This window comes from Pseudomonas sp. R3.Fl, assembly GCF_023516765.1.
Classification (GTDB): domain Bacteria; phylum Pseudomonadota; class Gammaproteobacteria; order Pseudomonadales; family Pseudomonadaceae; genus Pseudomonas; species Pseudomonas citronellolis.
The window spans coordinates 6,474,101-6,497,216 of the sequence record NZ_JAMGSO010000001.1 but is presented as its reverse complement, the minus strand read 5'-3'; the positions used below and the strand labels follow the sequence as shown (position 1 = coordinate 6,497,216).

24 protein-coding genes are annotated in these 23,116 nt (G+C 67.3%); 7 read left to right on the top strand and 17 right to left on the bottom strand.

Translation table 11 applies throughout. The features are described 5' to 3' along the window. Positions 1 to 235 precede the first annotated feature (235 nt). The 5 genes from cysB to M8R19_RS28745 all read right to left on the bottom strand — a co-directional run bounded on the left by cysB (position 236) and on the right by M8R19_RS28745 (position 4,233). On the bottom strand, positions 236 to 1,210 hold the full coding sequence (gene cysB, locus M8R19_RS28765; protein ID WP_074980682.1) for an HTH-type transcriptional regulator CysB: 975 nt from the start codon (positions 1,208 to 1,210) through the stop codon (positions 236 to 238). Positions 1,211 to 1,406: 196 nt separating this feature from the next. Beyond that, positions 1,407 to 1,895, bottom strand: coding sequence for a universal stress protein (locus M8R19_RS28760; protein WP_009623290.1), 489 nt, complete (start codon positions 1,893 to 1,895; stop codon positions 1,407 to 1,409). A 64-nt stretch (positions 1,896 to 1,959) separates the two neighbouring features. After that, positions 1,960 to 2,871 carry a 5'-nucleotidase gene (locus M8R19_RS28755; RefSeq protein WP_074980683.1) on the bottom strand — a complete coding sequence of 304 codons (912 nt, stop codon included), beginning with the start codon at positions 2,869 to 2,871 and terminating at the stop codon, positions 1,960 to 1,962. A gap of 21 nt (positions 2,872 to 2,892) precedes the next feature. Beyond that, positions 2,893 to 3,843, bottom strand: coding sequence for a putative 2-dehydropantoate 2-reductase (locus M8R19_RS28750; RefSeq protein ID WP_249919618.1), 951 nt, complete (start codon positions 3,841 to 3,843; stop codon positions 2,893 to 2,895). Continuing rightward, a complete protein-coding gene (locus M8R19_RS28745) occupies positions 3,844 to 4,233 on the bottom strand; it encodes a YbbN family protein (protein WP_009623296.1) in 390 nt (129 codons plus the stop codon). On the opposite strand from M8R19_RS28745, the gene M8R19_RS28740 reads away from it, so the two are divergent. Beyond that, on the top strand, positions 4,232 to 4,651 hold the full coding sequence (locus M8R19_RS28740; RefSeq protein ID WP_024128653.1) for a PilZ domain-containing protein: 420 nt from the start codon (positions 4,232 to 4,234) through the stop codon (positions 4,649 to 4,651). The two genes, M8R19_RS28745 and M8R19_RS28740, sit on opposite strands and share 2 nt — an antisense overlap. Positions 4,652 to 4,817: 166 nt before the next feature. Continuing rightward, a complete protein-coding gene (locus M8R19_RS28735; RefSeq protein ID WP_009623300.1) occupies positions 4,818 to 5,894 on the top strand; it encodes a 3-deoxy-7-phosphoheptulonate synthase in 1,077 nt (358 codons plus the stop codon). A gap of 57 nt (positions 5,895 to 5,951) precedes the next feature. Here the strand turns inward: M8R19_RS28735 and M8R19_RS28730 are convergent, their stop codons facing one another. Then, positions 5,952 to 6,236 carry a GNAT family N-acetyltransferase gene (locus M8R19_RS28730; RefSeq protein ID WP_009623398.1) on the bottom strand — a complete coding sequence of 95 codons (285 nt, stop codon included), beginning with the start codon at positions 6,234 to 6,236 and terminating at the stop codon, positions 5,952 to 5,954. A gap of 22 nt (positions 6,237 to 6,258) precedes the next feature. Beyond that, positions 6,259 to 7,533: an aq_1923 C-terminal domain gene (locus M8R19_RS28725; RefSeq protein WP_074980686.1), complete on the bottom strand. Its 1,275-nt coding sequence runs from the start codon at positions 7,531 to 7,533 to the stop codon at positions 6,259 to 6,261. 225 nt (positions 7,534 to 7,758) lie between these two features. Between M8R19_RS28725 and M8R19_RS28720 the strand changes: the two genes are divergently transcribed. Then, entirely contained in the window at positions 7,759 to 8,448 is a 690-nt protein-coding gene (locus M8R19_RS28720; RefSeq protein ID WP_043272090.1) for a crotonase/enoyl-CoA hydratase family protein, read from the top strand. 522 nt (positions 8,449 to 8,970) lie between these two features. Next, positions 8,971 to 9,159 (top strand): hypothetical protein, encoded by a 189-nt coding sequence (locus tag M8R19_RS28715; protein WP_074980716.1) that lies wholly within the window; start codon positions 8,971 to 8,973, stop codon positions 9,157 to 9,159. 32 nt (positions 9,160 to 9,191) lie between these two features. Here the strand turns inward: M8R19_RS28715 and M8R19_RS28710 are convergent, their stop codons facing one another. Beyond that, the gene (locus tag M8R19_RS28710) at positions 9,192 to 9,698 is read right to left on the bottom strand and encodes a macro domain-containing protein (protein WP_249919617.1); all 507 of its coding nucleotides are present in this window, start codon (positions 9,696 to 9,698) and stop codon (positions 9,192 to 9,194) included. A gap of 231 nt (positions 9,699 to 9,929) precedes the next feature. Here M8R19_RS28710 and M8R19_RS28705 point away from each other — a divergent pair, with 231 nt between their 5' ends. Beyond that, on the top strand, positions 9,930 to 10,151 hold the full coding sequence (locus M8R19_RS28705) for a hypothetical protein (protein ID WP_058490170.1): 222 nt from the start codon (positions 9,930 to 9,932) through the stop codon (positions 10,149 to 10,151). 97 nt (positions 10,152 to 10,248) lie between these two features. Next, a complete protein-coding gene (locus tag M8R19_RS28700) occupies positions 10,249 to 11,220 on the top strand; it encodes a magnesium and cobalt transport protein CorA (RefSeq protein WP_009618833.1) in 972 nt (323 codons plus the stop codon). Between the two features lie 276 nt (positions 11,221 to 11,496). Here the strand turns inward: M8R19_RS28700 and M8R19_RS28695 are convergent, their stop codons facing one another. The 3 genes from M8R19_RS28695 to M8R19_RS28685 all read right to left on the bottom strand — a co-directional run bounded on the left by M8R19_RS28695 (position 11,497) and on the right by M8R19_RS28685 (position 16,492). Further along, the gene (locus tag M8R19_RS28695; RefSeq protein ID WP_249919616.1) at positions 11,497 to 12,234 is read right to left on the bottom strand and encodes an amidotransferase; all 738 of its coding nucleotides are present in this window, start codon (positions 12,232 to 12,234) and stop codon (positions 11,497 to 11,499) included. Positions 12,235 to 12,999: 765 nt separating this feature from the next. Continuing rightward, a complete protein-coding gene (locus tag M8R19_RS28690) occupies positions 13,000 to 15,144 on the bottom strand; it encodes a 3-hydroxyacyl-CoA dehydrogenase NAD-binding domain-containing protein (protein WP_249919615.1) in 2,145 nt (714 codons plus the stop codon). A 142-nt stretch (positions 15,145 to 15,286) separates the two neighbouring features. Continuing rightward, on the bottom strand, positions 15,287 to 16,492 hold the full coding sequence (locus M8R19_RS28685) for an acetyl-CoA C-acetyltransferase (protein ID WP_074980691.1): 1,206 nt from the start codon (positions 16,490 to 16,492) through the stop codon (positions 15,287 to 15,289). A gap of 672 nt (positions 16,493 to 17,164) precedes the next feature. On the opposite strand from M8R19_RS28685, the gene M8R19_RS28680 reads away from it, so the two are divergent. Continuing rightward, positions 17,165 to 17,965 (top strand): c-type cytochrome, encoded by an 801-nt coding sequence (locus M8R19_RS28680; protein ID WP_249919614.1) that lies wholly within the window; start codon positions 17,165 to 17,167, stop codon positions 17,963 to 17,965. 90 nt (positions 17,966 to 18,055) lie between these two features. Here M8R19_RS28680 and M8R19_RS28675 read toward each other — a convergent pair whose 3' ends face one another. The 6 genes from M8R19_RS28675 to ssuE all read right to left on the bottom strand — a co-directional run bounded on the left by M8R19_RS28675 (position 18,056) and on the right by ssuE (position 23,061). Beyond that, entirely contained in the window at positions 18,056 to 18,271 is a 216-nt protein-coding gene (locus tag M8R19_RS28675) for a TOBE domain-containing protein (RefSeq protein WP_009618813.1), read from the bottom strand. A gap of 48 nt (positions 18,272 to 18,319) precedes the next feature. After that, a complete protein-coding gene (gene ssuB, locus M8R19_RS28670; protein WP_249919613.1) occupies positions 18,320 to 19,129 on the bottom strand; it encodes an aliphatic sulfonates ABC transporter ATP-binding protein in 810 nt (269 codons plus the stop codon). Beyond that, a complete protein-coding gene (gene ssuC / locus M8R19_RS28665; RefSeq protein ID WP_043272099.1) occupies positions 19,126 to 19,920 on the bottom strand; it encodes an aliphatic sulfonate ABC transporter permease SsuC in 795 nt (264 codons plus the stop codon). The genes ssuB and ssuC overlap by 4 nt, the downstream gene beginning before the upstream one ends. Before the next feature lie 63 nt (positions 19,921 to 19,983). Beyond that, entirely contained in the window at positions 19,984 to 21,135 is a 1,152-nt protein-coding gene (gene ssuD / locus M8R19_RS28660; RefSeq protein ID WP_249919612.1) for an FMNH2-dependent alkanesulfonate monooxygenase, read from the bottom strand. A 172-nt stretch (positions 21,136 to 21,307) separates the two neighbouring features. After that, positions 21,308 to 22,285, bottom strand: coding sequence for a sulfonate ABC transporter substrate-binding protein (locus M8R19_RS28655; protein WP_249919611.1), 978 nt, complete (start codon positions 22,283 to 22,285; stop codon positions 21,308 to 21,310). A 182-nt stretch (positions 22,286 to 22,467) separates the two neighbouring features. Beyond that, a complete protein-coding gene (ssuE, locus tag M8R19_RS28650) occupies positions 22,468 to 23,061 on the bottom strand; it encodes an NADPH-dependent FMN reductase (RefSeq protein ID WP_064582717.1) in 594 nt (197 codons plus the stop codon). Positions 23,062 to 23,116 lie beyond the last annotated feature (55 nt).

Sequence of the window (23,116 nt, the reverse complement as noted above, 5' to 3'; positions counted from 1 at the left end):
ACAAGAAACATCAACGCACTCGGAGCGGCGCGCTACACCGAGCAAGAAGGCAGCTGGGTTCCCGCGTTCGCGGGAATGACGGGGTGAGGTTAGGGGTGGGAGGATGGCGCCTGACCGACGCACCGCTCAGGACAGCTCCCTCTCCCTTCAGGGAGAGGGTTGGGGAGAGGGCGCTCTTGAACCCAACACCTACCCCACCTAACCCCCGCCAATCCCCACCCGTTTCACACCAGCCTCAATAAACCGGCAGCTCGATCCCTTCGAACAGCTCATCCAGCTCAGCCTTGTTGTGGCACTGCACCGCCTTGGCCAGCAGCTCGCGGGTCAGGTGCGGAGCGAACTTCTCGATGAAGTCGCACATGAAGCCGCGCAGGAAAGTGCCGCGGCGGAAGCCGATCTTGGTCACGCTGGACTCGAACAGGTGGCTGGCGTCGAGCATCACCAGGTCGCTGTCCAGTTTCGGGTCCACCGCCATGTGCGCCACGATGCCCACGCCCAGGCCCAGGCGCACATAGGTCTTGATCACGTCGGCGTCGGCGGCGGTGAACACCACCTTGGGCACCAGGCCGCGCTGGTTGAAGGCCTCGTCCAGCTTGGAGCGGCCGGTGAAGCCGAACACGTAGGTGACGATCGGCTGCTCGGCGAGCAGTTCCAGGGTCAGCTTCGGCACCTTGGTCAGCGGGTGGCCCTGGGGCACTATCACACAGCGGTTCCAGCGGTAGCAGGGCATCATGATCAGGTCGCCGAACAGCTCCAGGGCCTCGGTGGCGATGGCGAAGTCGACGGTGCCGTCGGCGGCCATCTCGGCGATCTGCATCGGCGTGCCCTGATGCATATGCAGGGAGACGTCCGGATACTGCTTGATGAAGCCGCTGATCACGCCCGGCAGCGCGTAGCGCGCCTGGGTGTGGGTGGTGGCGATGGACAGGGTGCCCTTCTTCTCGTTGGAGAACTCCTGGGCGATCTGCTTGATGCTCTCGACCTTGCGCAGGATCTCGCCGGCGGTGTTGATGATGCGCTCGCCGGCCGGGGTGACGCGGGTCAGGTGCTTGCCGCTGCGGGCGAAGACTTCCACGCCCAGTTCGTCTTCCAGCAGGCGGATCTGCTTGCTGATGCCCGGCTGCGACGTGTACAGGCTCTGCGCGGTGGCGGAAACGTTGAGGTCGTGGTGCGCGACTTCCCAGATATAGCGCAGTTGCTGAAGCTTCATGGAGATTCCTCGAAATGGATGTCGCGGCCCGCGACCCGGGCTCTGCTTTTATAACCATATTAATGGTTTGAGGAATAAAGTTAGACGTTTTTTTCGAGCTTGCCTACTACGTCCCCTATGGCAACATCCCGGCAACCCACGGACACCGGGAAAAGTGCGCGGCAGAGCGCCGCGTCCGTTCGTCGCGCAGCCGCCTTCAGCTGCGGTGCTGCAACATGGGCACCAGGTAGACCGGCACTTCCGCCAGTTGCACCACCCGTGCGGCGGTACGCCCCAGGGGCGTGTTCATGCCCTCGCCATGGCTGTGGCTGCCGGCGACTATCAGGTCCACGGCCAGGCGCTGCGCCTCGTCGAGGATCACCTGCGGCGGGTCGCCCTGCAGCACGCGCACCGAACGGATCATGTCCGACTCCTCGTGCAACTCGCCGAGTTCGTCGCGGAAGCCTTCCATCACCCGCCGCTCGATGTTGCCCATGACGGTGCTCAAACCGCTGCTGCGCAGCTCGGCGAGGGTGTCGGCATCCAGGTAGGTCTGCAGCACGGAGTCGGCGAACAGCCCCATCGGCTCCACGGCGTGCACCACGTGGATCTCGGCGTCGTAGGCGCGGGCGAGGGACATGGCGTGCTGGAGGACGTACGGGGCGTAGAGACCAAGGTCGGTAGCGTAGAGAATCGATCGGATCATGCGGCCTCCTACTGCCTTGGCGGCGGGCCTCTGAGCAGAGTAGCAGCAAGCGGCCGAGGCCGCGCTAGCTGGCCGTCTGCGGCTCGTTGCTGACGCCGTGGGGCACGTGGCCGGTGGCGACCACCTCCCGGGCCCGCTCGCAATGCCCGGGCTGGTCGTCGAAGAACACGTCGGCGCTGAAGGCCTCGAGGAACGCCGACTTGTCCAGGCCGCCGAGGAACAGCGATTCGTCCAGGCGGATGTCCCATTCGCGCAGGGTGCGGATGACGCGCTCGTGGGCCGGCGCCGAGCGCGCGGTGACCAGCGCCGTGCGGATCGGGCAGGACTCCTGGGGGAAGGCCTGCTGCACGCGGTTCAGCGCCGCCAGGAAGGGCTTGAACGGGCCGCCGCCCAGCGGCTCGCGGGCGGACTCCTGCTCGCGCGTCTGGAAGGCCTCCAGGCCGCCCTGCTGGAACACCCGCTCGGCCTCGTCGGAGAACAGCACGGCGTCGCCGTCGAAGGCGAAGCGCAGTTCGCCGGCGGTCTCGCGGCGGGCCCCGGCGGAGAGGATGGTCGCCGCGGCGAAGCCGTTTTCCAGCGCGCTGCGCACGTCCTCGACGTGGGTGGAGAGGAACAGGTGGCAGCCGAACGCCGCCAGGTACGGGTATGGGCTGCGCCCGCCGACGAAGGCCGCGCGGGAGATGCCCAGGCCGTGCTGCTGGATGGAGTTGAACACCCGCAGGCCGGTGTCGGCGCTGTTGCGCGAGACCAGCACCACTTCCACCAATTGCCGGCCGAGCATCTCGTTGAGCCCCAGCAGCTTCTGCACCAGGGCGAAGGCGTCGCCGGGCGGCAGCACCTCGTCCTCGTGGGCGATCTGGTACTGCCGGTAAGCCTCCACGCCTTCGGATTCGTAGATGCGGTGGCTCTCGTCCAGGTCGAACAGCGCCCGCGAGGAGATCGCCACCACCAGCTTGTCGCCCAGCCCCTTGCCCATTGCCCGTTCCCCCGTGATGGATCAGCGCGCCTGGTTGCGCGCGTCGATGAAGCGTAGCGCCCGTTGCAGCGCCTCGATGCGCGGCATCGCCACCCCGGCGGCGGCCGCCGCGGCCAGGGGCGCGTCGTAGATCGCCTGCAGCTCCAGCGGCCGGCGCTGGGCGAAGTCGTGGTACATGCTCGGCAGGTAGTCGGGCATGCGTTCGGTCGCGCTCAGCATCGCCGCCGGGTAGCCGGCCGGCAACTCATGGCCGCAGGCGGCGGCGCCGGCCATCACCTCGTCCATGATGGCGGCGATCAGCGCGCGGCTGTCGGCATTGGCCATCAGCGCCCGGGTGCCGCTGTCCAGCAGCACGGAAAGACCGTTGTAGGGGACGTTCCATACCAGCTTCTGCCAGCGCGCGTGCTCCAGCGCCGGCATCGCCACGGAATCCAGCCCGGCCTGGCGGAACAGCGCGGCGCCCTCCTCGGCGATGGCCTGGCCGGCGGCGGCAGCCGGCCCGCTGTGATAGCCCAGGTGCACAGCGCCCAGGGCCTGGTGCTCGATCACCCCGGGGGCGGAACGGTGCACGCAGATGTAGCAGAGCCCGCCGAGCAGGTGCAGCGCGTCCGGCAGCAGCGGGCGCAGGCCCTCCTCCACCGCAAGGCCGTTCTGCAGCAGCAGGACCTTGGCGCCCGGCGCCGCGGCGCGGGCGATCAGCGGCGCCAGTTCGGCGTTGCTGGTGGTCTTGGCGCCCACCAGCAGCCAGTCGCACGGCGGCAGGTCGGCGACGTCGTGATAGGCCTGCACCGGCGCCAGACTCAGGGCGCCGTGCACCTGGCTGTTCAGGCGCAGGCCGTGCTCGGCCACCGCGGCGTATTCGCTGCGCAGCAGGAAATGCACGTCGAAGCCGGCGCGGGCCAGCATCAGGCCGTAGAAACCGCCGATGGCGCCAGTGCCGATCACGCCGATGCGGACGGGGGAAACAGTCATTCAGGGCAACTCCTCGGGAATGCGCAAGGCCGCGGCGCGCAGGGCCTGGGCCAGTGGGCCGGCGCGCAGGGGCGCGTCGAGGCGGCCATGGAAGGCGCCGTCGCGCACCAGGAACAGCGCCGGCAGGTGGAAGACTTCATAACGCTCGACCAGGCCGCCATTGCGCCCGGCATCGACCCAGCACAAGCGCCGCACCGGCAGCCCCATGCCCGGCAACTGCGCGCGGGCCCAGCGGCAGGAGGCGCAGCCCTCGGCGCTGAACACCAGCAGCGAGTCGCCTGGCAACTCGAGCAACCGGTGATCGGCATCCAGGTCGGTGAGTTCCAGCGACGGCACTATACTTTGCCCAATGCCAACGCCAAAAAGATTGCAGTCGGAGCCTTCCGTCATGCGACAGTTCCTGCGTCACCCCTGTGATCTACCGGTGGAGCTGGTGGTCCGCAGGCAGCTCTTCCTGCCGCGCCAGCGCCTGTACAATATCAGCCTCGGCGGGGTGGCCTGCAACGCCCCGCGCGGTTTCCGCCGCGGCACCGCGGTCGAGCTGCGCATCCCGCTGCTGGGCGACGCCGCGCGCTACCCCGGCGTGGTGGCCTGGAGCCGCAAGCTCAGCGACGACTACCTGGTGGGCGTGGCCTTCCTCGACGAAGACACCCTGTTCCGCGCGCGCATGGTCGAGCAGGTCTGCCAGATCGAGCACTTCCGCCGCCAGCGCGAGCGCGAAAGCGGCCAGGCGCAGCCGGTGGAAGACACCGCCCTGGAGTGGATCGCCTGCAACGCCGCCGACTTCCCCCTGTTCTGCGCCATCTGAAACGGCGCCGAACCCCGTCATCCGGGCATTTTCCCGCTGCCTGCCCATTGTCGAGCCGGCGTCCGACGCGTTAAGGTTCGACTTCCCCTTAGCGAGATTCATGCCTGCGCCCCATCGCATGGGGGGTTCCTGGCGGCCGGCACCCGTGACCTGACTGAGTACCACGATGGCTGATTTACAGATCGACGACCTTAACGTTGCCTCCAACGAGACCCTGATCACGCCGGAGCAGCTCAAGCGCGAAATCCCCCTGACCGAAGCCGCCCGGCAGACCGTCGCCCATGGCCGCCAGGTCGTCCGCGACATCCTCGATGGCAAGGACCACCGCCTGTTCGTGGTGATCGGCCCCTGCTCCATCCACGACGTCAAGGCCGCCCACGAATACGCCGAGCGCCTCAAGGTCCTGGCCGCCGAAGTCGCCGACACCCTGTTCCTGGTAATGCGCGTGTACTTCGAGAAACCGCGCACCACCGTGGGCTGGAAAGGCCTGATCAACGACCCCTACCTGGACGACTCCTTCAAGATCCAGGACGGCCTGCACATCGGCCGCCAGCTGCTGCGCGACCTCGCCGAGATGGGCCTGCCCACCGCCACCGAGGCGCTCGACCCGATCTCCCCGCAGTACCTGCAGGACCTGATCAGCTGGTCGGCCATCGGCGCGCGCACCACCGAATCCCAGACCCACCGCGAGATGGCCTCCGGCCTGTCCTCCGCGGTCGGCTTCAAGAACGGCACCGACGGCAGCCTGACCGTGGCGATCAACGCCCTGCAGTCGGTCTCCAGCCCGCACCGTTTCCTCGGCATCAACCAGGAAGGCGGCGTCTCCATCGTCACCACCAAGGGCAACCGCTACGGCCACGTGGTGCTGCGCGGCGGCAACGGCAAGCCGAACTACGACTCGGTGAGCGTGGCCCTGTGCGAACAGGAGCTGAACAAGGCCAAGGTGCCGCTGAACGTGATGGTCGACTGCAGCCACGCCAACTCCAACAAGGACCCGGCGCTGCAGCCGCTGGTGATGGACAACGTCGCCAACCAGATCGTCGAAGGCAACAACTCCATCGTAGGCCTGATGGTGGAAAGCCACCTGGGCTGGGGCAATCAGCCGATCCCGAAGGACCTCTGCCAGCTGCAGTACGGCGTCTCCGTCACCGACGCCTGCATCGACTGGGAAACCACCGAGAAGGCCGTGCGCAGCATGCACGCCAAGCTCAAGGACGTGCTGCCCAAGCGCCAGCGCGGCTGAATCGGACGCAACGAAAAACGCCGGGCAATGCCCGGCGTTTTCATTGGTGCTGGCGGCTCAGGCCATGCGGTCGGCGTGGCGCGGATGGCGCTCCAGGTAGCGCTCGACGTAGGAGCAGGAGGGAATCACGCTGTAGCCCTTGCGCTCGGCGTACTGCAGCGCGTGCTCGGTGAGCGCCGCGGCGATGCCGCGGCCGCGCAGGCTGTCGGGCACGAAGGTGCGGTAGATGTCCAGCGTCTGCTTGCCCAGATCCATGTAGGCCAGGTAGGCACGATGACCGTCCACCGTCGTGACGAACTGGTGGCTGGACTCATCATGATGGATGGACAACGACTCACTCACTTGCACTCTCCTCTTGCGCGTCTCACAACTCGACGCGCACCTGATTGATCTTGTTCAGGCGGAGGTTCATCTCGGCCGAGCCCGTCCCCATGAGGACCGTGATATAGACTCGTCCGTTCTCCACCTTGTGCAGTACACCCTGATAATAGGCACCATCGAAGGTGATGAACTGCAGGCGCTTGCCGGTGTACTGGGCAAGGCTGTCGATACTGACGAAGCCATATTGCTGCGTTCTCTTCTCCGACTCAACCGTTTCTTCGGCTGAAATCTTCTGCGTGGCCGAATCGGCGGTGACCTTGTGCTTCAGCGGGTCGACCCAGGCGAAGCCGATCGGGTTCACCGCCTGCTGGTTCACCAGCACCACCGGGCGCAGCATGCCGACCACGTCCTTGGCCTCGAAGAACTGCAGCCCGCTCCAGGTCATGCCCTCGCTGGGGTTGAGTTCCAGGCGCAGCGACTGCGGGTCGGCCAGGTAGCGGGCGTAGGCGTCAAGCAGCGGCTGGTCCAGCGCCACGCGCTGGCTGCGCATGGCCTTGTCGAACTGCGCCAGGGCCTGCTTGAGGTACTCCTCGCGCTTGACGCCCAGGCGCGCGGCGCAGAATTCCTGGACCTTGCGCTGGTACTGGTTGTCGTCCAGCTCGACGGTCACCTGGGACACCCGCGGCGGGTTCACGCGCATGTCGCCGGGGCGTTCGGAGACGTTGCTCAGGGACATGCCGACGCGGGTGTCGAGCATGCCGCGGGCGTCCGAGCGCAGGTTGAAGGTCAGCTTCTGCGCGCCGGGTTCGAACAGGTACGAGAACTCGATATCCGATTCCAGGGTGCGGTAGCCCATCTGGAGCAGCTCGTCGGAGCCGATGTTGCGGATGTTGCCGCAGGCCACCTCGCTCATGGCGGTGAACACGCTGCTCTCCGCCGGCTGCTGGTACAGCGCCTGCATGAACGGACCGTGCACCTGCAGCTCGACGCCGGTGAGTTCCATGGCCATCTGCTTGGGCAGCTTGCCCTCGGCCAGGCGCTCCTTGAAGCTCAGCAGTTCGCGCAGGCCGTTGAACCTGAGCTGGGCATGGGCCACCTTCAGGCTGTCGCGGGCGGCCGGCACGCGGATCTCCACGTTCTTCAGGCCGACGCGGCCGTCGAAGGAAGAGGAAATCCCGCCGTAGGTGATCTCCACCATCGGCGACAGGCGCGCCACGGCGTCGTCGACGATGCTGCGCACGGACAGCCACAGCGACACCTTGATGATGAGCGCGACGGCCACGATGCCGAGCAGGCCCCACTTGAGCAGTTTCGACATTCGGAAGGACTTCCTTGTAAGCGGATTGATACGGACGGCGGTGCTGGCAGCTTAACAGCACGGCCTGTGCGCCTCCATGCGCCACCCGCCAAATTCACCGGTTCGCCCGCCAGAGAGTGAAATCCGTCGCAAATCGATGGTGACCGGCCGGTCGGATACAGCGCTTTACGGTCGCCGTGGCCGCCAGTATGTTCTGCGCCACGCCCTTTTTCCGGATGTCCTGCCATGAGTGAACTGATCAGCTATCAACTCGACGACGGCGTCGCCACCCTGACCCTCGCCAACGGCAAGGTGAATGCCATCTCCCCCGCCGTGATCGAGGCCTTCAACCAGGCGCTGGACCGTGCCGAGCAGGACCGCGCGGTGGTGATCCTCACCGGCCAGCCGGGCATCCTTTCCGGCGGCTACGACCTCAAGGTGATGACCTCCGGCCCGGAGAACGCCGTGGCCCTGGTGGCCGCCGGCTCGACCCTGGCCCGGCGCATGCTGGCCCACCCCTACCCGATCATCGTCGCCTGCCCCGGCCACGCGGTGGCCAAGGGCGCCTTCCTGCTGCTCTCGGCGGACTACCGCATCGGCGTCGACGGCCCCTTCCAGATCGGCCTGAACGAAGTGGCCATCGGCATGACCATGCACCACGTGGGCATCGAGCTGGCCCGCGACCGCCTGCGCAAGTCGGCCTTCAACCGTTCGGTGATCAACGCCGAGATGTTCGCCCCGCAGGAGGCCATGGCCGCCGGCTTCCTCGACAAGGTGGTGAGCGCCGAGGAACTGCTGGACACCGCCCGCGCCGCCGCCCAGCAGCTGAAGAAGCTGAACATGACCGCGCACCGCAACACCAAGCTGAAGGTGCGCCGGCAACTGCTGGAAACCCTGGACCAGGCCATCGAGAAGGACAAGCAGCACCTGGCCTGAGGTGCTCCTACGCCGCCCCACCCGCGCCCTGCGTGCGATATCGCGGGCAGGGCCCGCTCCTACAATTCGCCGTTAGGCATGGCGTTTCCCCGTAGGAGCGGACCTTGTCCGCGATGGCCGGACATATCGGCGCGGTTCGCGGATGAGATCCGCTCCTACCATACGGGCGGGCACGGCTTCTCGTAGGAGCGAGCTTGCTCGCGAATGTGGCCCCGCTGCGGACTCTGTTCGCGAGCAAGCTCGCTCCTACGAAGAGCCCCTCGGCACAGCCGCTAAGACCCTGCCCCACACCATTCCCTGTAGGAGCGGACCTTGTCCGCGATAGCCGGCCATTCCGGCGCGATTCTCTTGTAGGAGCGCGCCCTGCGCGCGATTTCGCGGGCAGGGCCCGCTCCTACGGGGGCGCCTCGAATAGTTACGAAAAAGGCAAAACTGATTAAGCCAGTTCAGTCTTTTTCAAAAATTATTGCGCGTTAACCTATTGATGAACCCACAGGAAAAGCAACCAACGAGGTGTTCATCATGAAACTCCAACTGATCGCCACTGCCCTCCTCGCCAGCGCCACCCTGCTCGGTGCCCAGGCCGGCTTCGCCGAAGAATCGCCGCTGATGCAGAACCGCATGGTCAACCTGAACCAGGCCGCGCTGCAGCACCAGGCCGAGCGGACCGCCAGCCAGCAGCACGACGCTACCCCCGCCCACCAGGGCTGACCGGCGCTCGCCGGCACTCCGACGGCCACGCCTCAGCCGAGCTTCTCGTCGGCGGCGACTCCCTTGCGATAGACCGCATAGACCACTACGGGGATGTCTAGATGGCCGAGATACCTGTCCAGCAACGGTCGCACGTCCTTCCAGTCCAGCCCGCCGACTCCGGTGGCCAGGCACGGCAGCGCCAGGCTGCGAACGCCCTCCCCCTCAACATACTTAGCCAATTCCCGCAAGCAGTGCCCGACGTTCTCCAGGCTGGCCTTGGCCGGCTTGGCGCTGCGCCCGCTGCTTTGCATGTCCTGGGTCAGCAGGTTGACGATGCCGCGGGTCGAACCGTCGGCGTCCACCCCCGACCAGGCCCAGATGGAACCCGGCGCGGGCGCCGAGGCATGGGCCGCATGACGGTAGTCGCGGACCAGCGACGGCCAGCGCTCACGCAGGGCCAGGGCCAGGCCGCTGTCGAACGGGTCCTGGGGCGCGATGCCATGGGCGATGACCTGGGCCTTGCTCAGCAGAATGTCGCCTTCAACTTCTCGAATCATGGATCTTTCCTTGCTCGGTGGAGTACCTCGGAAGCCTTGCCTTGCGCTCCCGTCTATTTCCACGTTACGCCTGGCCGCACCACGGACCTTGACCCGCATCAAGACCGCATCCCCCTCGCGGCAGGCGGCAAAACATCAATTCCACCGATAGTTGAAAGCAACGAACTTCGTTATTCCATCGACGAGACTGCTGGGAAACTGGCCCCACTCCCACTTCCGGCAGCCACCGCCATGCACCGTTCCACCGCCCGCACCCTGCGCAACGGCGCCCTCGCCAGCATCGGCCTGTACAGCATCGTGGTCCTGGTGGCGCTGGCCCTGAGCGGCGGCTTCCAGCTCACCCGCAACATCCAGCCGGACGGCGTGGACAAGAGCGCGCTGTTCCAGCGTTTCAACGAAGTGCTGCCCAACGCCCTGGCGGTGCTGCAGCAGAGCCTGCGCCCGCACTCCTGAACCCGCGCTGGCGGCCTGCGCCAGCTTGCCCATACTTTGCAGATCGCCGCCGGCGCCCGCCGGCACCGCCCGCCTCCGCCTGCCGGGAGAACGCGCCATGGGTCGAGTCGTCGCATCCGCCGTCTACTGCAAGGGCAAGAAGGTCGCCGATATCCCGCTGGAGGCGGGCTATCGCTGGGCCTGCCAGCCCGACCACTTCGTCTGGACCGGCCTGCAGGAACCCACGCCGGAAGAGCTGATGAACCTGCAGAAGCAATTCAACCTGCACGAGCTGGCGATCGCCGACGCCCTGGAGAAGCACAGCCGGCCGAAGCTGGAGACCTTCGGCGACGCGCTGTTCATGGTGATCTATTCGCCGGTGCGCGCGGACAGCCGGCTGATGTTCGTGGAAACCCACCTGTTCGCCGGCATCGGCTACATCATCAGCGCCCGCCATGGCTTCTCGCAGTCGTACTCGCAGGTGCGCCAGCGTTGCGAGGCGCGCCCGCTGCTGCTGGCCCACGGCACCGACTTCGTGCTCTACGCCCTGCTCGACTTCGTGGTCGGCAACTACGAGCCGGTGGTGGAGGAGATCCGCGGCGAGATCGAGGTGCTGGAGCAGCGCGCCCTGCGCACCTCGCTGAGCCAGGAGGAGATCGAGCGCATCTACGGCCTGCGCCGCGAGGTGCTCAAGCTGCGCCACTACGCGGCGCCCATGGTGGAGATCTGCCAGGAGCTGCAGCGCCTGGACTTCCCCTTCATCGACAAGCAGATGCGCCCCTACTTCCGCGACGTGGCGATCCACGTCAACCGCCTGCTGGAAGACCTCAACTCGCTGCGCGACATCGCCAGCCAGACCATCGAGGTCGGCCTGCTGCTGGAGTCCTCGCGGCAGAGCGTGGTGCAGCGCAAGTTCGCCGCCTGGGCGGCGATCCTCGGCTTGCCCACGGCGGTGGCCGGCATCTACGGGATGAACTTCGAATACATCCCGGAGCTGCACTGGCACTACGGTTACTTCCTGGTGATGGGCCTGCTGGTGATCGGCTGCATCGGGCTGTACGTCAGCTTCAAGCAGGCGGATTGGCTCTGACCCGCCGACCGCGCCAAAGCGCTTGCGTAGGATGGGTTGAGCTTGCGATACCCATCACCATGGCCCGATGGGTATCGCTTCGCTCAACCCATCCTACGGAGGCATCCTGCGCGGGATGCTCTTCGTAGGATCGAAGGGGACGCCTAGTTCTTGCTCGCGAACAAACCCCGCTGCGGAACCTGTTCGCGAGCAAGCTCGCTCCTACGAAAGGCGGTTTGCCTCGGCGCGTGAACGAAAACGCCGCTCCGGGGAGCGGCGTTGGTGGGCGCGGCGGGCTCAGGCGGCGTTCTGCTCGTCCTTTTTCCGGCCCAGCTGGACGAAGCGCATCATCCATTCCGCCACGGTGGCGCCCTGGTGCTCGCGGTCGAGGCTGTCGATGCCCTTCCGGTAGACCGGCTCGCTGAAGATCTCGCGGCGCAGGTCGAGGATCGCCTGGGAGTAGTCGGCGACGAACTCCGGGTGGCCCTGGAAGCACAGCACCTGGTCGCCGATGGCGTAGGCGGCGTTCGGGCAGAAGTCGCTGCTGGCGATGCGCCGGGCGCCCTCGGGCAGCTGGGTGACCTGGTCCTGGTGGCTGACTAGCAGGGTCAGGTCGTCCAGTTGCGGCTGCATCCACTGCGGCTGCTCTTCGATGCGGTAGTCATGGATACCCACGCCCCAGCCCTGGCCGGCGCGCTCGGTCTTGCCGCCCAGCAGCAGGGCCAGCAGCTGGTGGCCGAAGCACACGCCCAGCAGCTTGTCGCCGCGCTCGTAGCGGCTCAGCAGGTAGTCCTTGAGCTTGCGGATCCAGGGTTCGTCGCCGAAGGAGTCGTACTTGCTGCCGGTCACCAGGTAGGCGTCGTAGTGCTCGCTGTCGGGCGGGTAATGGCCCTCCACCACGTTGTACACCTTGAACTCGGCGGGCACCGGTTGCTTGGCGAACAGCTGCTGGAACATCCAGCCGTAGCCGGTGTACTGGTCGATCAGCTCGGGACGCAGGATATCGGTTTCCAGAATGCAGATTTGCAGCGACATGTAGTGGTGGGTTCCTGATGTTAAGCGGGCACGAACGCGCGTTTTCTTAACAAACTGCACGCCCCGTGAAAACTACACACTGTTTTTTCACGATACAAGATGGCAAAGCCATTCCTTGCATCGGAATTTCAGGGGAAATACCCGAAAAACCGCCGCGCATCAATGCCGGCGGAAACGATGGCGACCGGCTGCTCAGCAGTCCCGCGTCATCCCCAGTGCCTGCGCGGTCTCCAGCACCCAGGCGTACTCGCCCTGCAGGTTGCCCAGGGCCATGGCGTGGACCCTGCCCTTGCATGTCGATGACGATCAGGGCGGGGGTTGGGCATGGTGGGTCCGGGGTGATGGGTTTCGCTGCGCTCAACGCCATCCTACGGGGGCGCGGGGAAGAAAAAACCGGCGGGGGGGCCGGTTTTCGGGGGCGTCGCATTCCTGCTTTGGCTTTTGCTTTTCGTAGGAGCGAGCTTGCTCGCGAATGGTGCTCACCTGGGACTGCAGTGTTTGGGCTGGGCGCCTTTCCCTCTCCCTAACCCTCTCCCTGAAGGGAGAGGGGACCGTTCGGTGCGCTCTGGTTTTCCCGAGTCAACCGGCAAGCAAGGTGATTTCCGGCTGAAACCATTCCCTATCTCGGCACGGTCTGGCCCCCTCTCCCTTCAGGGAGAGGGCTGGGGAGAGGGAGCGGAGCCGATCCCAGGCACCGCGCTCTCCGGCAGACTCCCGTTCGCGAGCAAGAACCAGGCGTCCCCCTCGCTCCTACACCAAACCCATTCAGAAGGTCTCGTTGCGCAACGCCTTGTCCAGCAACAACGCCGGCGGCTCGAAGCGTTCGCCGTACTGCTCGGCCAGGTACTGCGCGCGAGCGATGAAGTCCTGCAGGCCGTACTGGTTGATGAACTGCAGCGCGCCGCCGCTCCAGGCGGCGAAGCCGATGCCGAAGATCGAGCCGATGTTGGCGTCGGCGGTCGACAGCAGCACACCCTCCTCCACGCAGCGCACCGTCTCGATGGCCTGGACGAAGAGGATGCGGTCGCGCACGTCTTCGGCCGGGATCATGCCGTCGGGCTTCTCGAAGCGCTGCTTCAGCTCCGGCCACAGGTGCTTCCTGCCGTTGGCCGGGTAGTCGTAGAAGCCGCCGCCGGCCGCCTTGCCCGGGCGCTTGTACTCGTTGAGCATCAGGTCGACCACGGCGAAGGCCGGGTGCTGCGGCAGGGCCTTGCCTTCGGCTTCCAGGTCCTTGCGGGTCTGTTCGCGGATGTGGCTCATCAGGCTCAGCGAGACCTCGTCGCTGATCGCCAGCGGGCCCACCGGCATGCCGGCCTGGCGCGCCTGGTTCTCGATCATCGCCGCCGGCACGCCCTCGCCGAGCATGGCCAGGCCTTCGTTGGTGAAGGTGCCGAACACCCGCGAGGTGAAGAAGCCGCGGCTGTCGTTGACCACGATCGGCGTCTTCTTGATCTGCAGGACGTAGTCGAAGGCGCGGGCCAGGGTGGCGTCGTCGGTCTTCTCGCCGCGGATGATTTCCACCAGCGGCATCTTGTCCACCGGGCTGAAGAAGTGCAGGCCGATGAACTTCTGCGGCTGCGCCACGGCCTGGGCCAGGCCGGTGATCGGCAGGGTCGAGGTGTTGGAGGCGATCACTGCATCAGGCAGCGCGGCGGCCTCGGCGGCGGCGGTGACCTTGCCCTTGAGCGCGCGGTCCTCGAACACCGCCTCGATGATCAGGTCGCAGCCCTCGAAGTCGGCTTCGCTGGCGCTCGGCTTGATGCGGGCGAGGAAGGCATCACGCTTCTCGGCGGTCATCTGGCCCTTGCCGACCTTCTTCTCCAGCAGCGCGGCCGAGTAGGCCTTGCCCTTCTCCGCCGCTTCGATGGAGACGTCCTTGAGCACCACCTCGATACCGGCGGCGGCCGAGACGTAGGCGATGCCCGCGCCCATCATGCCGGCGCCGAGCACGCCGACCTTCTTCGTCGGCTGTTGCGGGTAGCCCTGCGGGCGCGACTTGCCGGCGTTGATCTCGTTCAACTGGAACCAGAAGGTGCCGATCATGTTCTTCGCCACCTGGCCGGTGGTCAGCTCGGTGAAGTAGCGCGCCTCGATCAGTTGCGCGGTGTCGAAGTCCACCTGGGCGCCTTCGACGGCGGCGCACATGATCTTCTCCGGCGCCGGGAAGCAGCCCTTGGTCTTGTCGCGCAGCACGCTCGGGGCGATGGCCAGCATCTGCGCCACGTTCGGACTGGACGGGGTGCCGCCGGGGATCTTGTAGCCGGCCGTGTCCCACGGCTGCTTGGCGTTGGGGTTGGCGGCGATCCATTCGCGGGCCTTGGCCAGCATGTCGTCGCGGCTGGAGGCCAGCTGGTGGATCAGCCCAGCCTTGAGCGCTTGTTCCGGGCGCACCTTCTTGCCTTCGGCGAGGTACGGCAGGGCCTTCTCCAGGCCCAGCAGGCGCACCATGCGCACCACCCCGCCGCCGCCGGGCAGCAGGCCCAGGGTGACTTCCGGCAGGCCCAGCTGCACGTGGCTTTCGTCCAGGGCGATGCGGTGGTGGCAGGCCAGGCAGATTTCCCAGCCGCCGCCCAGGGCCGCGCCGTTGATGGCGGCCACCACCGGCTTGCCGAGGGTCTCCAGGCGGCGCAGCTGGCCCTTGAGCACCAGGATGCCGGCGTAGAAGGCCGGGGCGTCGGCCTTGGTGACCTTGATCAGTTCGTTGAGGTCGCCGCCGGCGAAGAAGGTCTTCTTCGCGGAAGTCAGGATAACGCCGGCGATGGAGTCCTTCTCGGCCTCCAGGCGGGCGACGGTGGCGGCCATGGCCTCGCGGTAGGCGCCGTTCATGGTGTTGGCGCTCTGGCCGGGCATGTCCATGGTCAGGACGACGATGTTGTCCTGGCCCTTTTCGTAGCGGATGGCTTCGGTCATTTCTTCAATCCTTTTCGACGGCTGGCGCAGGGACGCCGGTTTCTGGTTCCCCGCGTTCGCGGGGATGACGATGGGGAGCACCGAGCTTCACCCGTCATTCCCGCGCACGCGGGAACCCAGTCGACGCAGCCCCTGCCCCGGCTCAGATTCGTTCGATGATGGTGGCGATGCCCATGCCGCCGCCCACGCAGAGGGTGGCCAGGCCGTAGCGCAGGTTGCGCCGCTCCAGTTCGTCGAGCAGGGTGCCGAGGATCATGCAGCCGGTGGCGCCCAGGGGGTGGCCCATGGCGATGGAGCCGCCGTTGACGTTGACCTTGCTCTCCGGCACGCCCATGTCCTTCATGAACTTCATCACCACCGAGGCGAAGGCTTCGTTGACCTCGAACAGGTCGATCTCGTCCACCCGCAGGCCGGCCTTGGCCAGGGCCTTGCGGGTGGCCGGCGCGGGGCCGGTGAGCATGATGGTCGGGTCGGTGCTGGTGACCGCGGTGGCGACGATCCGCGCGCGGGCCTTCAGGCCCAGCTCGCGGCCCTTGGCCTCGGAGCCGATGAGCATGGCGGCGGCGCCGTCGACGATGCCCGAGCTGTTGCCCGGGGTGTGCACGTGCTCGATGCGCTCGACGTAGCTGTACTTGCGCAGGGCGGTGGCGTCGAAGCCCATCTGCCCCATCATCTCGAAGCTCGGCTTGAGCGCGCCGAGGCCTTCCAGGGTGGAATCGGCGCGGATGAATTCGTCGTGGTCGAGGATGACGATGCCGTTCTGGTCGGTCACCGGCACCAGGGATTTGCCGAACAGCCCCTCGGCGCGGGCCTTGGCGGCCTTCTGCTGGGAACGCAGGGCGAAGGCGTCGACGTCGGCGCGGCTGAAGCCTTCCAGGGTGGCGATCAGGTCGGCGCCGATGCCCTGGGGCACGAAGCTGGTGTGCAGGTTGGTTTGCGGGTCCAGCGCCCAGGCGCCGCCGTCCGAGCCCATGGGCACGCGCGACATGGATTCCACGCCGCCCACCAGCACCAGGTCCTCGAAGCCCGAGCGCACTTTCATGGCGCCCAGGTTGACCGCCTCCAGGCCCGAGGCGCAGAAGCGGTTGATCTGCACGCCCGCCACTTGCTCGTCCCAGTCGGCGACCAGCGCGGCGGTCTTGGCGATGTCGGCGCCCTGGTCGCCCACCGGGGTCACGCAGCCCAGGACGATGTCGTCGACCTGCGCGGTGTCCAGCTGGTTGCGCCGCTGCACTTCGCGCAGCAGGCCGGCCATCAGGTCGACCGGCTTGACGCTGTACAGCGCGCCGTCCTTCTTGCCCTTGCCGCGGGGCGTGCGCACCGCGTCGTAAATCAATGCTTCGGTCATGGCGTTCTCTCTTGGGAGTGCTCTCTTGGCGTGGAGGTCACGCAGGCAGCGTGTCGGCCTACCTTAACCGCGCGGTGGCGGCCGGCAATGACCGGATCGCTCAGGCGGATTGACCCCCGCGCTCAGCCCGGGCGACCGGCGGTCGCCTGGCGCACCGCTCTGGGCTGCGCGCCGACGGGCGGTCGGATGGGCGGTCGAGCCGCAGGCCAGAGCCGTCACCGCCTTGTCATATAGATGGAATATGCCTGGAACCATAGGATTTGCTGCCAGATCGTCTAAGCCCGCGCCAGCCGGGGCTTAGACTGAAATTTCGCAGTACCTATGGGACGTCGCTGCCGGGTTTTGCCGGAGCGGCCGGTATGCCAAGCCAAGGCCACAGCCACCCGGCGCCGGGTCGTACGAGCGCGCGGGAGCGGGCCAACAACAAGAAAGGCGGGAACATCATGATGGATCAACAACCGAAGAAATGGCGGCAGGCCAGCCTGATCGTCTTCGTTACCGCAGTGGTGCTCATCATCCCCAACCTCAGTCGCCTGGTCGGCTAGCCAACCGTCCGCCTGCTGCTGCGAAGCCGGCGTCGCCCAAGGGGCCGCGGCCCTCGCAGCGCAGGTGGCAGTGCCGTTCGTCGGCATCCTCTGCTATGTTTGCGCAGCCCATCGCTGGAGCCCGCCCATGCGCTTCATCCTGTCGCTGCTGATCCTGCTCTGCCCCACCGTATTCGCCGCCGAACTGACCCTGGAGCTGCCCGCCGGCACGCGCACGCTGAGCAGCGCCGAGCTGCTGGGCAACGCCCAGGCGCGCAACATCGAGATCAAGGACGACGTGGCCTACAAGCGCACCATGCACTACCGCGCGGTGCCGCTGGCGGCGCTGCTGGAGGGCGTGGACGGCCGCGCCCACGTGCAGGCCGTGGCGCTGGACGGCTTCGCCGCCGAGCTGCCCGCCGCGCCGCTGCTGCAGAAGGACGGCGCGCGGGCCTGGCTGGCCATCGAGGACGAAAAGAAGCCCTGGCCGCCGCTGGGCCAGGACAAGCCCTCGGCCGGGCCCTTCTACCTGGTCTGGACCGACCCGCAGGCCTCGGCCATCGGCCCGGAGCAATGGCCCTTCCAGGTCAGCAGCCTGCGTGTGCTGGATTCGGTGGAAATCCGCTTCCCGGCCCTGGTCCCGGCCAAGGACGCCAGCCCCGACGTGCAGGCCGGCTTCGCCCTGTTCCAGAAGCACTGCCTGGCCTGCCACCGCCTGAACGGCGCCGGCGACGCCCAGTTCGGCCCGGACCTGAACCAGCCCTACAGCCCCACCGAGTACTTCGCCAAGGACTTCCTCCACGCCTACATCCGCGACCCGCAGAGCCTGCGCCGCTGGCCCCAGGCGAAGATGCCCGGCTTCGCCCCGGAAACCCTCGACGACACCGAGCTGGACCAGCTGATCGACTACCTCGCGCACATGGCAGCGCGGCGCCAGGCGCTGATGTAGAGCGCGCCGGCAAAGAAAAAGGCGGACGCTCCACAGGGGCGTCCGCCTTTTTTTCGCACCCAAGGCAGCGCAAACGCCGCCCTCCCCGCCTCACAGCTTGGCGATGGACACCTCGGTGGATTTCACGAAGGCGATCACTTCGCTGCCCACGGCCAGTTCCAGTTCCTTCACGGAGCGGGTGGTGATCACCGAGGTGACGATGCCGGCGGCGGTCTGCACGTCGATTTCCGAGAGTACCGGGCCTTCGAGGATTTCCTTCACGGTGCCCTTGAACTGGTTGCGGACGTTGATGGCTTTGATGGTCATGGCGTTTCTCCTATGGGGAATGTCGGTAGTGCACGGATGAACGGTGGATCAGAGCGCCCAGCGCAGTTGCGTGGGCAGTGGGGATACGGGTTCCGGCTCGGGCGGCAGCGGCGGCAACGCCAGCACGCGGTCGAGCACTTCGGCCTCCAGCGCGGCCAGGCGCGCCGAGCCGCGGGAGCGCGGGCGGGCCAGGTCGACGTTCAGGTCCAGGCCGATCTCGCCCTCCTCGATGAGGATCACCCGGTCGGCGACGGCCACCGCCTCGCTGACGTCGTGGGTGACCAGCAGCACGGTGAAGCCGTGGCGCTGCCAGAGGTTCTCGATCAGCCGCTGCATCTCGATGCGGGTCAGCGCATCCAGCGCGCCCAGCGGCTCGTCCAGCAGCAGCAGGCGCGGCCGGTGGATCAGCGCGCGGGCCAAGGCCACGCGCTGCTTCTGGCCGCCGGACAGGCTGGCCGGCCACTCCCGGGCGCGGTCGGCCAGGCCCACCGCTTCCAGGGCTTCCAGGGCCTGCTTGCGCCAGTCGCCGGACAGGCCCAGGCCGACGTTGTCGATAACCCGCTTCCAGGGCAGCAGGCGGGCGTCCTGGAACATCAGGCGGGTGCCTTCGCGGGCCTCCTCCAGGGGCGCGGAGCCGGCCAGCAGTTGGCCGTCGCTGGGGGCGTCGAGGCCGGCCAGCAGGCGCAGCAGGGTGCTCTTGCCGCAGCCGCTGCGACCGACGATGGCGACGAACTGGCCGGCGGGGATGCGCAGGTCGATGCCCTTGAGCACCTCGCGCTCGCCGAAACGCTTGACCACGCCGCTCAGCGCCAGCGGGATGCCCTGCTTGAGGTTCTGCGGAGTGCTGAGGGCGTTCATGCCGCACCTCCCTTGGCCTGGTAGGCCGGGTGCCAGCGCAGCCAGACGCGCTCCAGGCCGCGGGCGGCGAGGTCGGCCAGCTTGCCCAGCACGGCGTAGAGCAGGATCGCCAGGACCACCACGTCGGTCTGCAGGAACTCCCGGGCGTTCATCGCCAGGTAGCCGATGCCGGAGCTGGCGGAAATGGTCTCGGCGACGATCAGCGTCAGCCACATGAAGCCCAGGGCGAAGCGCACTCCCACCAGGATCGACGGCAGCGCGCCGGGCAGGATCACTTGGCGGAACAGGGCGAAGCCGGACAGGCCGTAGCTGCGCGCCATTTCCAGCAGCCCCGGATCGATGTTGCGGATGCCGTGGTAGGTGTTCAGGTAGATGGGGAACAGGGTGCCGAGGGCGACCAGGAAGATCTTCGCCGACTCGTCGATGCCGAACCACAAGATCACCAGCGGGATCAGCGCCAGGTGCGGCACGTTGCGGATCATCTGCACCGAGCTGTCGAGGAAGCGCTCGCCCCACTTCGACAGGCCGGTGACCAGGCCCAGGGCCAGGCCGATGGAGCCGCCGATGACGAAGCCGATGGCGGCGCGCCAAGTGCTGATCGCCAGGTGTTGCCAGAGCTCGCCGCTCTTCACCAGCTGGTAGCCGGCCTCGACCACCGCGCTGGGCGCCGGCAGGATGCGGCTGGAGAGGAAACCGCCCTCCACCGCCACCTGCCAGACCAGCACCAGGGCCACCGGCAGGGCCCAGGGCGCCAGGCGCTGGGCCACTTGGTTGAGAGTATTTGTCTTCATGTCTTGTGCTTCTCCGGGTTGCTCGCGGGGTTCGCGAGCAAGCTCGCTCCTACAAAGTCGACTTCAGCTCTGCGCGGCCTGCTGCTTGGGCAGGATGTCGTTGGCCACCATCTCGCCGAAGGGGCTGACGTAGCCGCGGGCCTCGGGCTGCTGCGGGCGGGCGAGGTCCAGGTGCGGGAACAGCAGTTCGGCGACGCGGTAGGACTCTTCCAGGTGCGGGTAGCCGGAGAAAATGAAGGTGTCGATGCCAAGCTCGGCGTATTCCTTGACCCGCGCGGCCACGGTCGGGCCGTCGCCGACCAGCGCGGTGCCGGCGCCGCCGCGCACCAGGCCGACGCCGGCCCAGAGGTTGGGCGAGACTTCCAGGTTGTCCTTGCTGCCGCCGTGCAGGGCGGCCATGCGCTGCTGGCCCACCGAGTCGAAGCGGGCGAGCGAGGCCTGGGCGCGGTCGATGGTGTCCTGGTCGAGGTGGCTGATCAGGCGGTCGGCGGCCTTCCAGGCCTCCTCGTTGGTTTCCCGCACGATCACGTGCAGGCGGATGCCGAAGCGCACGCTGCGGCCCTGCTTGGCGGCCTTCTCGCGGACCTGGGCGATCTTCTCGGCCACCGCGGCCGGCGGCTCGCCCCAGGTCAGGTACAGCTCGACCTGCTCGGCGGCGAGGTCCTGGGCGGCCTCCGAGGAGCCGCCGAAGTACAGCGGCGGGCGCGGCTGCTGGATCGGCGGGTAGAGCAGCTTGGCGCCCTGCACCTGGATGTGCTTGCCGGGGTAGTCCACGGTCTCGCCTTCCAGCACGCGGCGCCAGATGCGGGTGAATTCGACGGAGGCCTCGTAGCGCTCCTCGTGGTTCAGGTGCAGGCCATCGCCGGCCAGCTCGTCCGGGTCGCCGCCGGTGACCAGGTTGAACAGCGCGCGGCCGTTGGACAGACGGTCCAGGGTCGCTGCCTGGCGCGCGGCCACGGTCGGCGAGATGATCCCCGGGCGCAGCGCCACCAGGAACTTCAGGCGCTGGGTCACCGGGATCAGCGAGGCGGCGACCAGCCAGGAGTCCTCGCAGGAGCGCCCGGTGGGGATCAGCACCCCGCCGAAACCGAGGCGGTCGGCGGCCTGGGCCACCTGCTGCAGGTAGCCGTGGTCGACCGCGCGGGCGCCCTCGGCGGTGCCAAGGTAATGGCCGTCGCCGTGGGTGGGAAGGAACCAGAAGATGTTGAGGCTCATCGCTATAACTCCAGATTGAGCGCGCCGGCGTGGCGTAGCCGCGCGATGATGGGATTCGTGTATGTGGTGATGCTCTTCGTAGGAGCGAGCTTGCTCGCGAACAAATCTCCCGGCCGCTCTGAAGCTGGGCGGGTTCGCGAGCAAGCTCGCTCCTACATCGTGATCGTGCTCGTCAGTTGCTGGCAGCCACCTTGGCCTTGCTGTCCGCCGGCGGCGTCCAGACCACGTCCTTGATGCTCAGCGCCTTGGGAATCAGCTTCAGCTGGGTGAAGGCGTCGGCGATCTTCTGCTGCTTGGCCACCACCTCGGGGGTGATGAACTGCGCGCCATAGCCCTGGCGCTTGACCGCGGTGAGGGTGATGTCGGCGGGCAGGCCGAGCAGCGGGGCGACCTGTTCGGTGACCTGCTCGGGGTTCTTCTGCGACCACTCGCCCACCGAGCGCACTTCTTCCACCAGGGTGGTCAGCACCTGCGGGTGCTCCTTGGCGTAGGTGCGGGTGGCCAGGTAGAACTGGTGGTTGTCGGCCAGGCCGCGGGCGTCGACCAGGGTGCGGGCGTGCAGCTGCTTCTCGGCGGCGGCCTGGTACGGGTCCCAGATCACCCAGGCGTCGACGGCGCCGCGCTCGAAGGCGGCGCGGGCGTCGGCCGGCGGCAGGTACACCGGCTGGATGTCGCTGTACTTCAGGCCGTTCTCCTCCAGGGCGCGCACCAGCAGGTAGTGCACGTTGGAGCCCTTGTTCAGGGCGATCTTCCTGCCCTTGAGCTCGGCCACGGATTTGATCGGCGAGTCCTTCGGCAGCAGGATGGCCTCGCTGGTGGGCGCCGGCGGCTCGTTGGCCACGTAGACCAGGTCGGCGCCGGCGGCCTGGGCGAACACCGGCGGCGTCTCGCCGGTGACGCCGAAGTCGATGCTGCCGACGTTCAGTCCTTCCAGCAGCTGCGGGCCGCCGGGGAATTCCGTCCACTGCACCTTGATGCCCTGCTCGGCCAGGCGCTTCTCCAGCGTGCCGCGGGCCTTGAGCAGCACCAGGGTGCCGTACTTCTGGTAGCCGATACGCAGGGTACCGGGTTGTTCTTCGGCTTGGGCGCCGTGGGCCAGGGCCGCGATCAGCAGGGCCGCCAGTCCACCACGCAAAGTGAGGTTGCGCATTGCATGCTCCTTTGTCGTTGTGTGCTCGCCGGACCTGCGCTCCCGTTGGCGGAATGCTGAGGACCTGATTTCTTGTCGTCTGGCAGTCACGCACCTGCCTATTCGAGGCTCGGTAGCGCTCCACGCTTTTTCTTGCAGCTTGCAGCTTGCCGCTTGCCGCTTGCCGCCTGCAGCCGCTTCTTTCAAATACTCCAGCGTGCCTTGAGCAGGCGCTCGCTGAGCAGGTTCGGGTCGATGGGCCGGGGCCGCCGCGCCAGGGCGCCGTGGAACTGTTCCAGGGACTCCAGCAGGCGCCGCTCCAGGGCCGGCTCCAGCTGCGCCGGCGCATCGGCCGTGGCGTAGGCGATCTGCGAATCCTCGGCGAACACCCCATGGAGCATCTCCTGGGCCTTCAGCGCCGCCAGCACCGGCTTGAGCGCGTAGTCCACGGCGAGCATGTGGGCGCTGCTGCCGCCGGTGGCCAGGGGCAGCACCACCTTGTGGCTCAGGGCGCGCTCGGGCAGCAGGTCCAGCAGCACCTTGAGGGCGCCGGCGATGGAGGCCTTGTACACCGGGGTGGCGATCACCAGGCCGTCGGCCCGCGCCACCTGTTCCAGCAGCTCCAGCACCTGGGGGCTGTCGAAGCGGGCATGCAGCAGGTCCTCGGCGGCGAAGTCGCGCACCTGGTAGGCGCGCACCTCCACCCCTCGCTCATGCAGCCACCGGCGGGCAACGTCCAGCAGGACCGCGGAACGGGAGCGCTGGCTCGGACTGCCGGCGAGGGTCACCACATACATTGCACGCTTCCTTATAACTGAAAGAGCCGACTTGAAGCCGGCTCGCTAACCAACG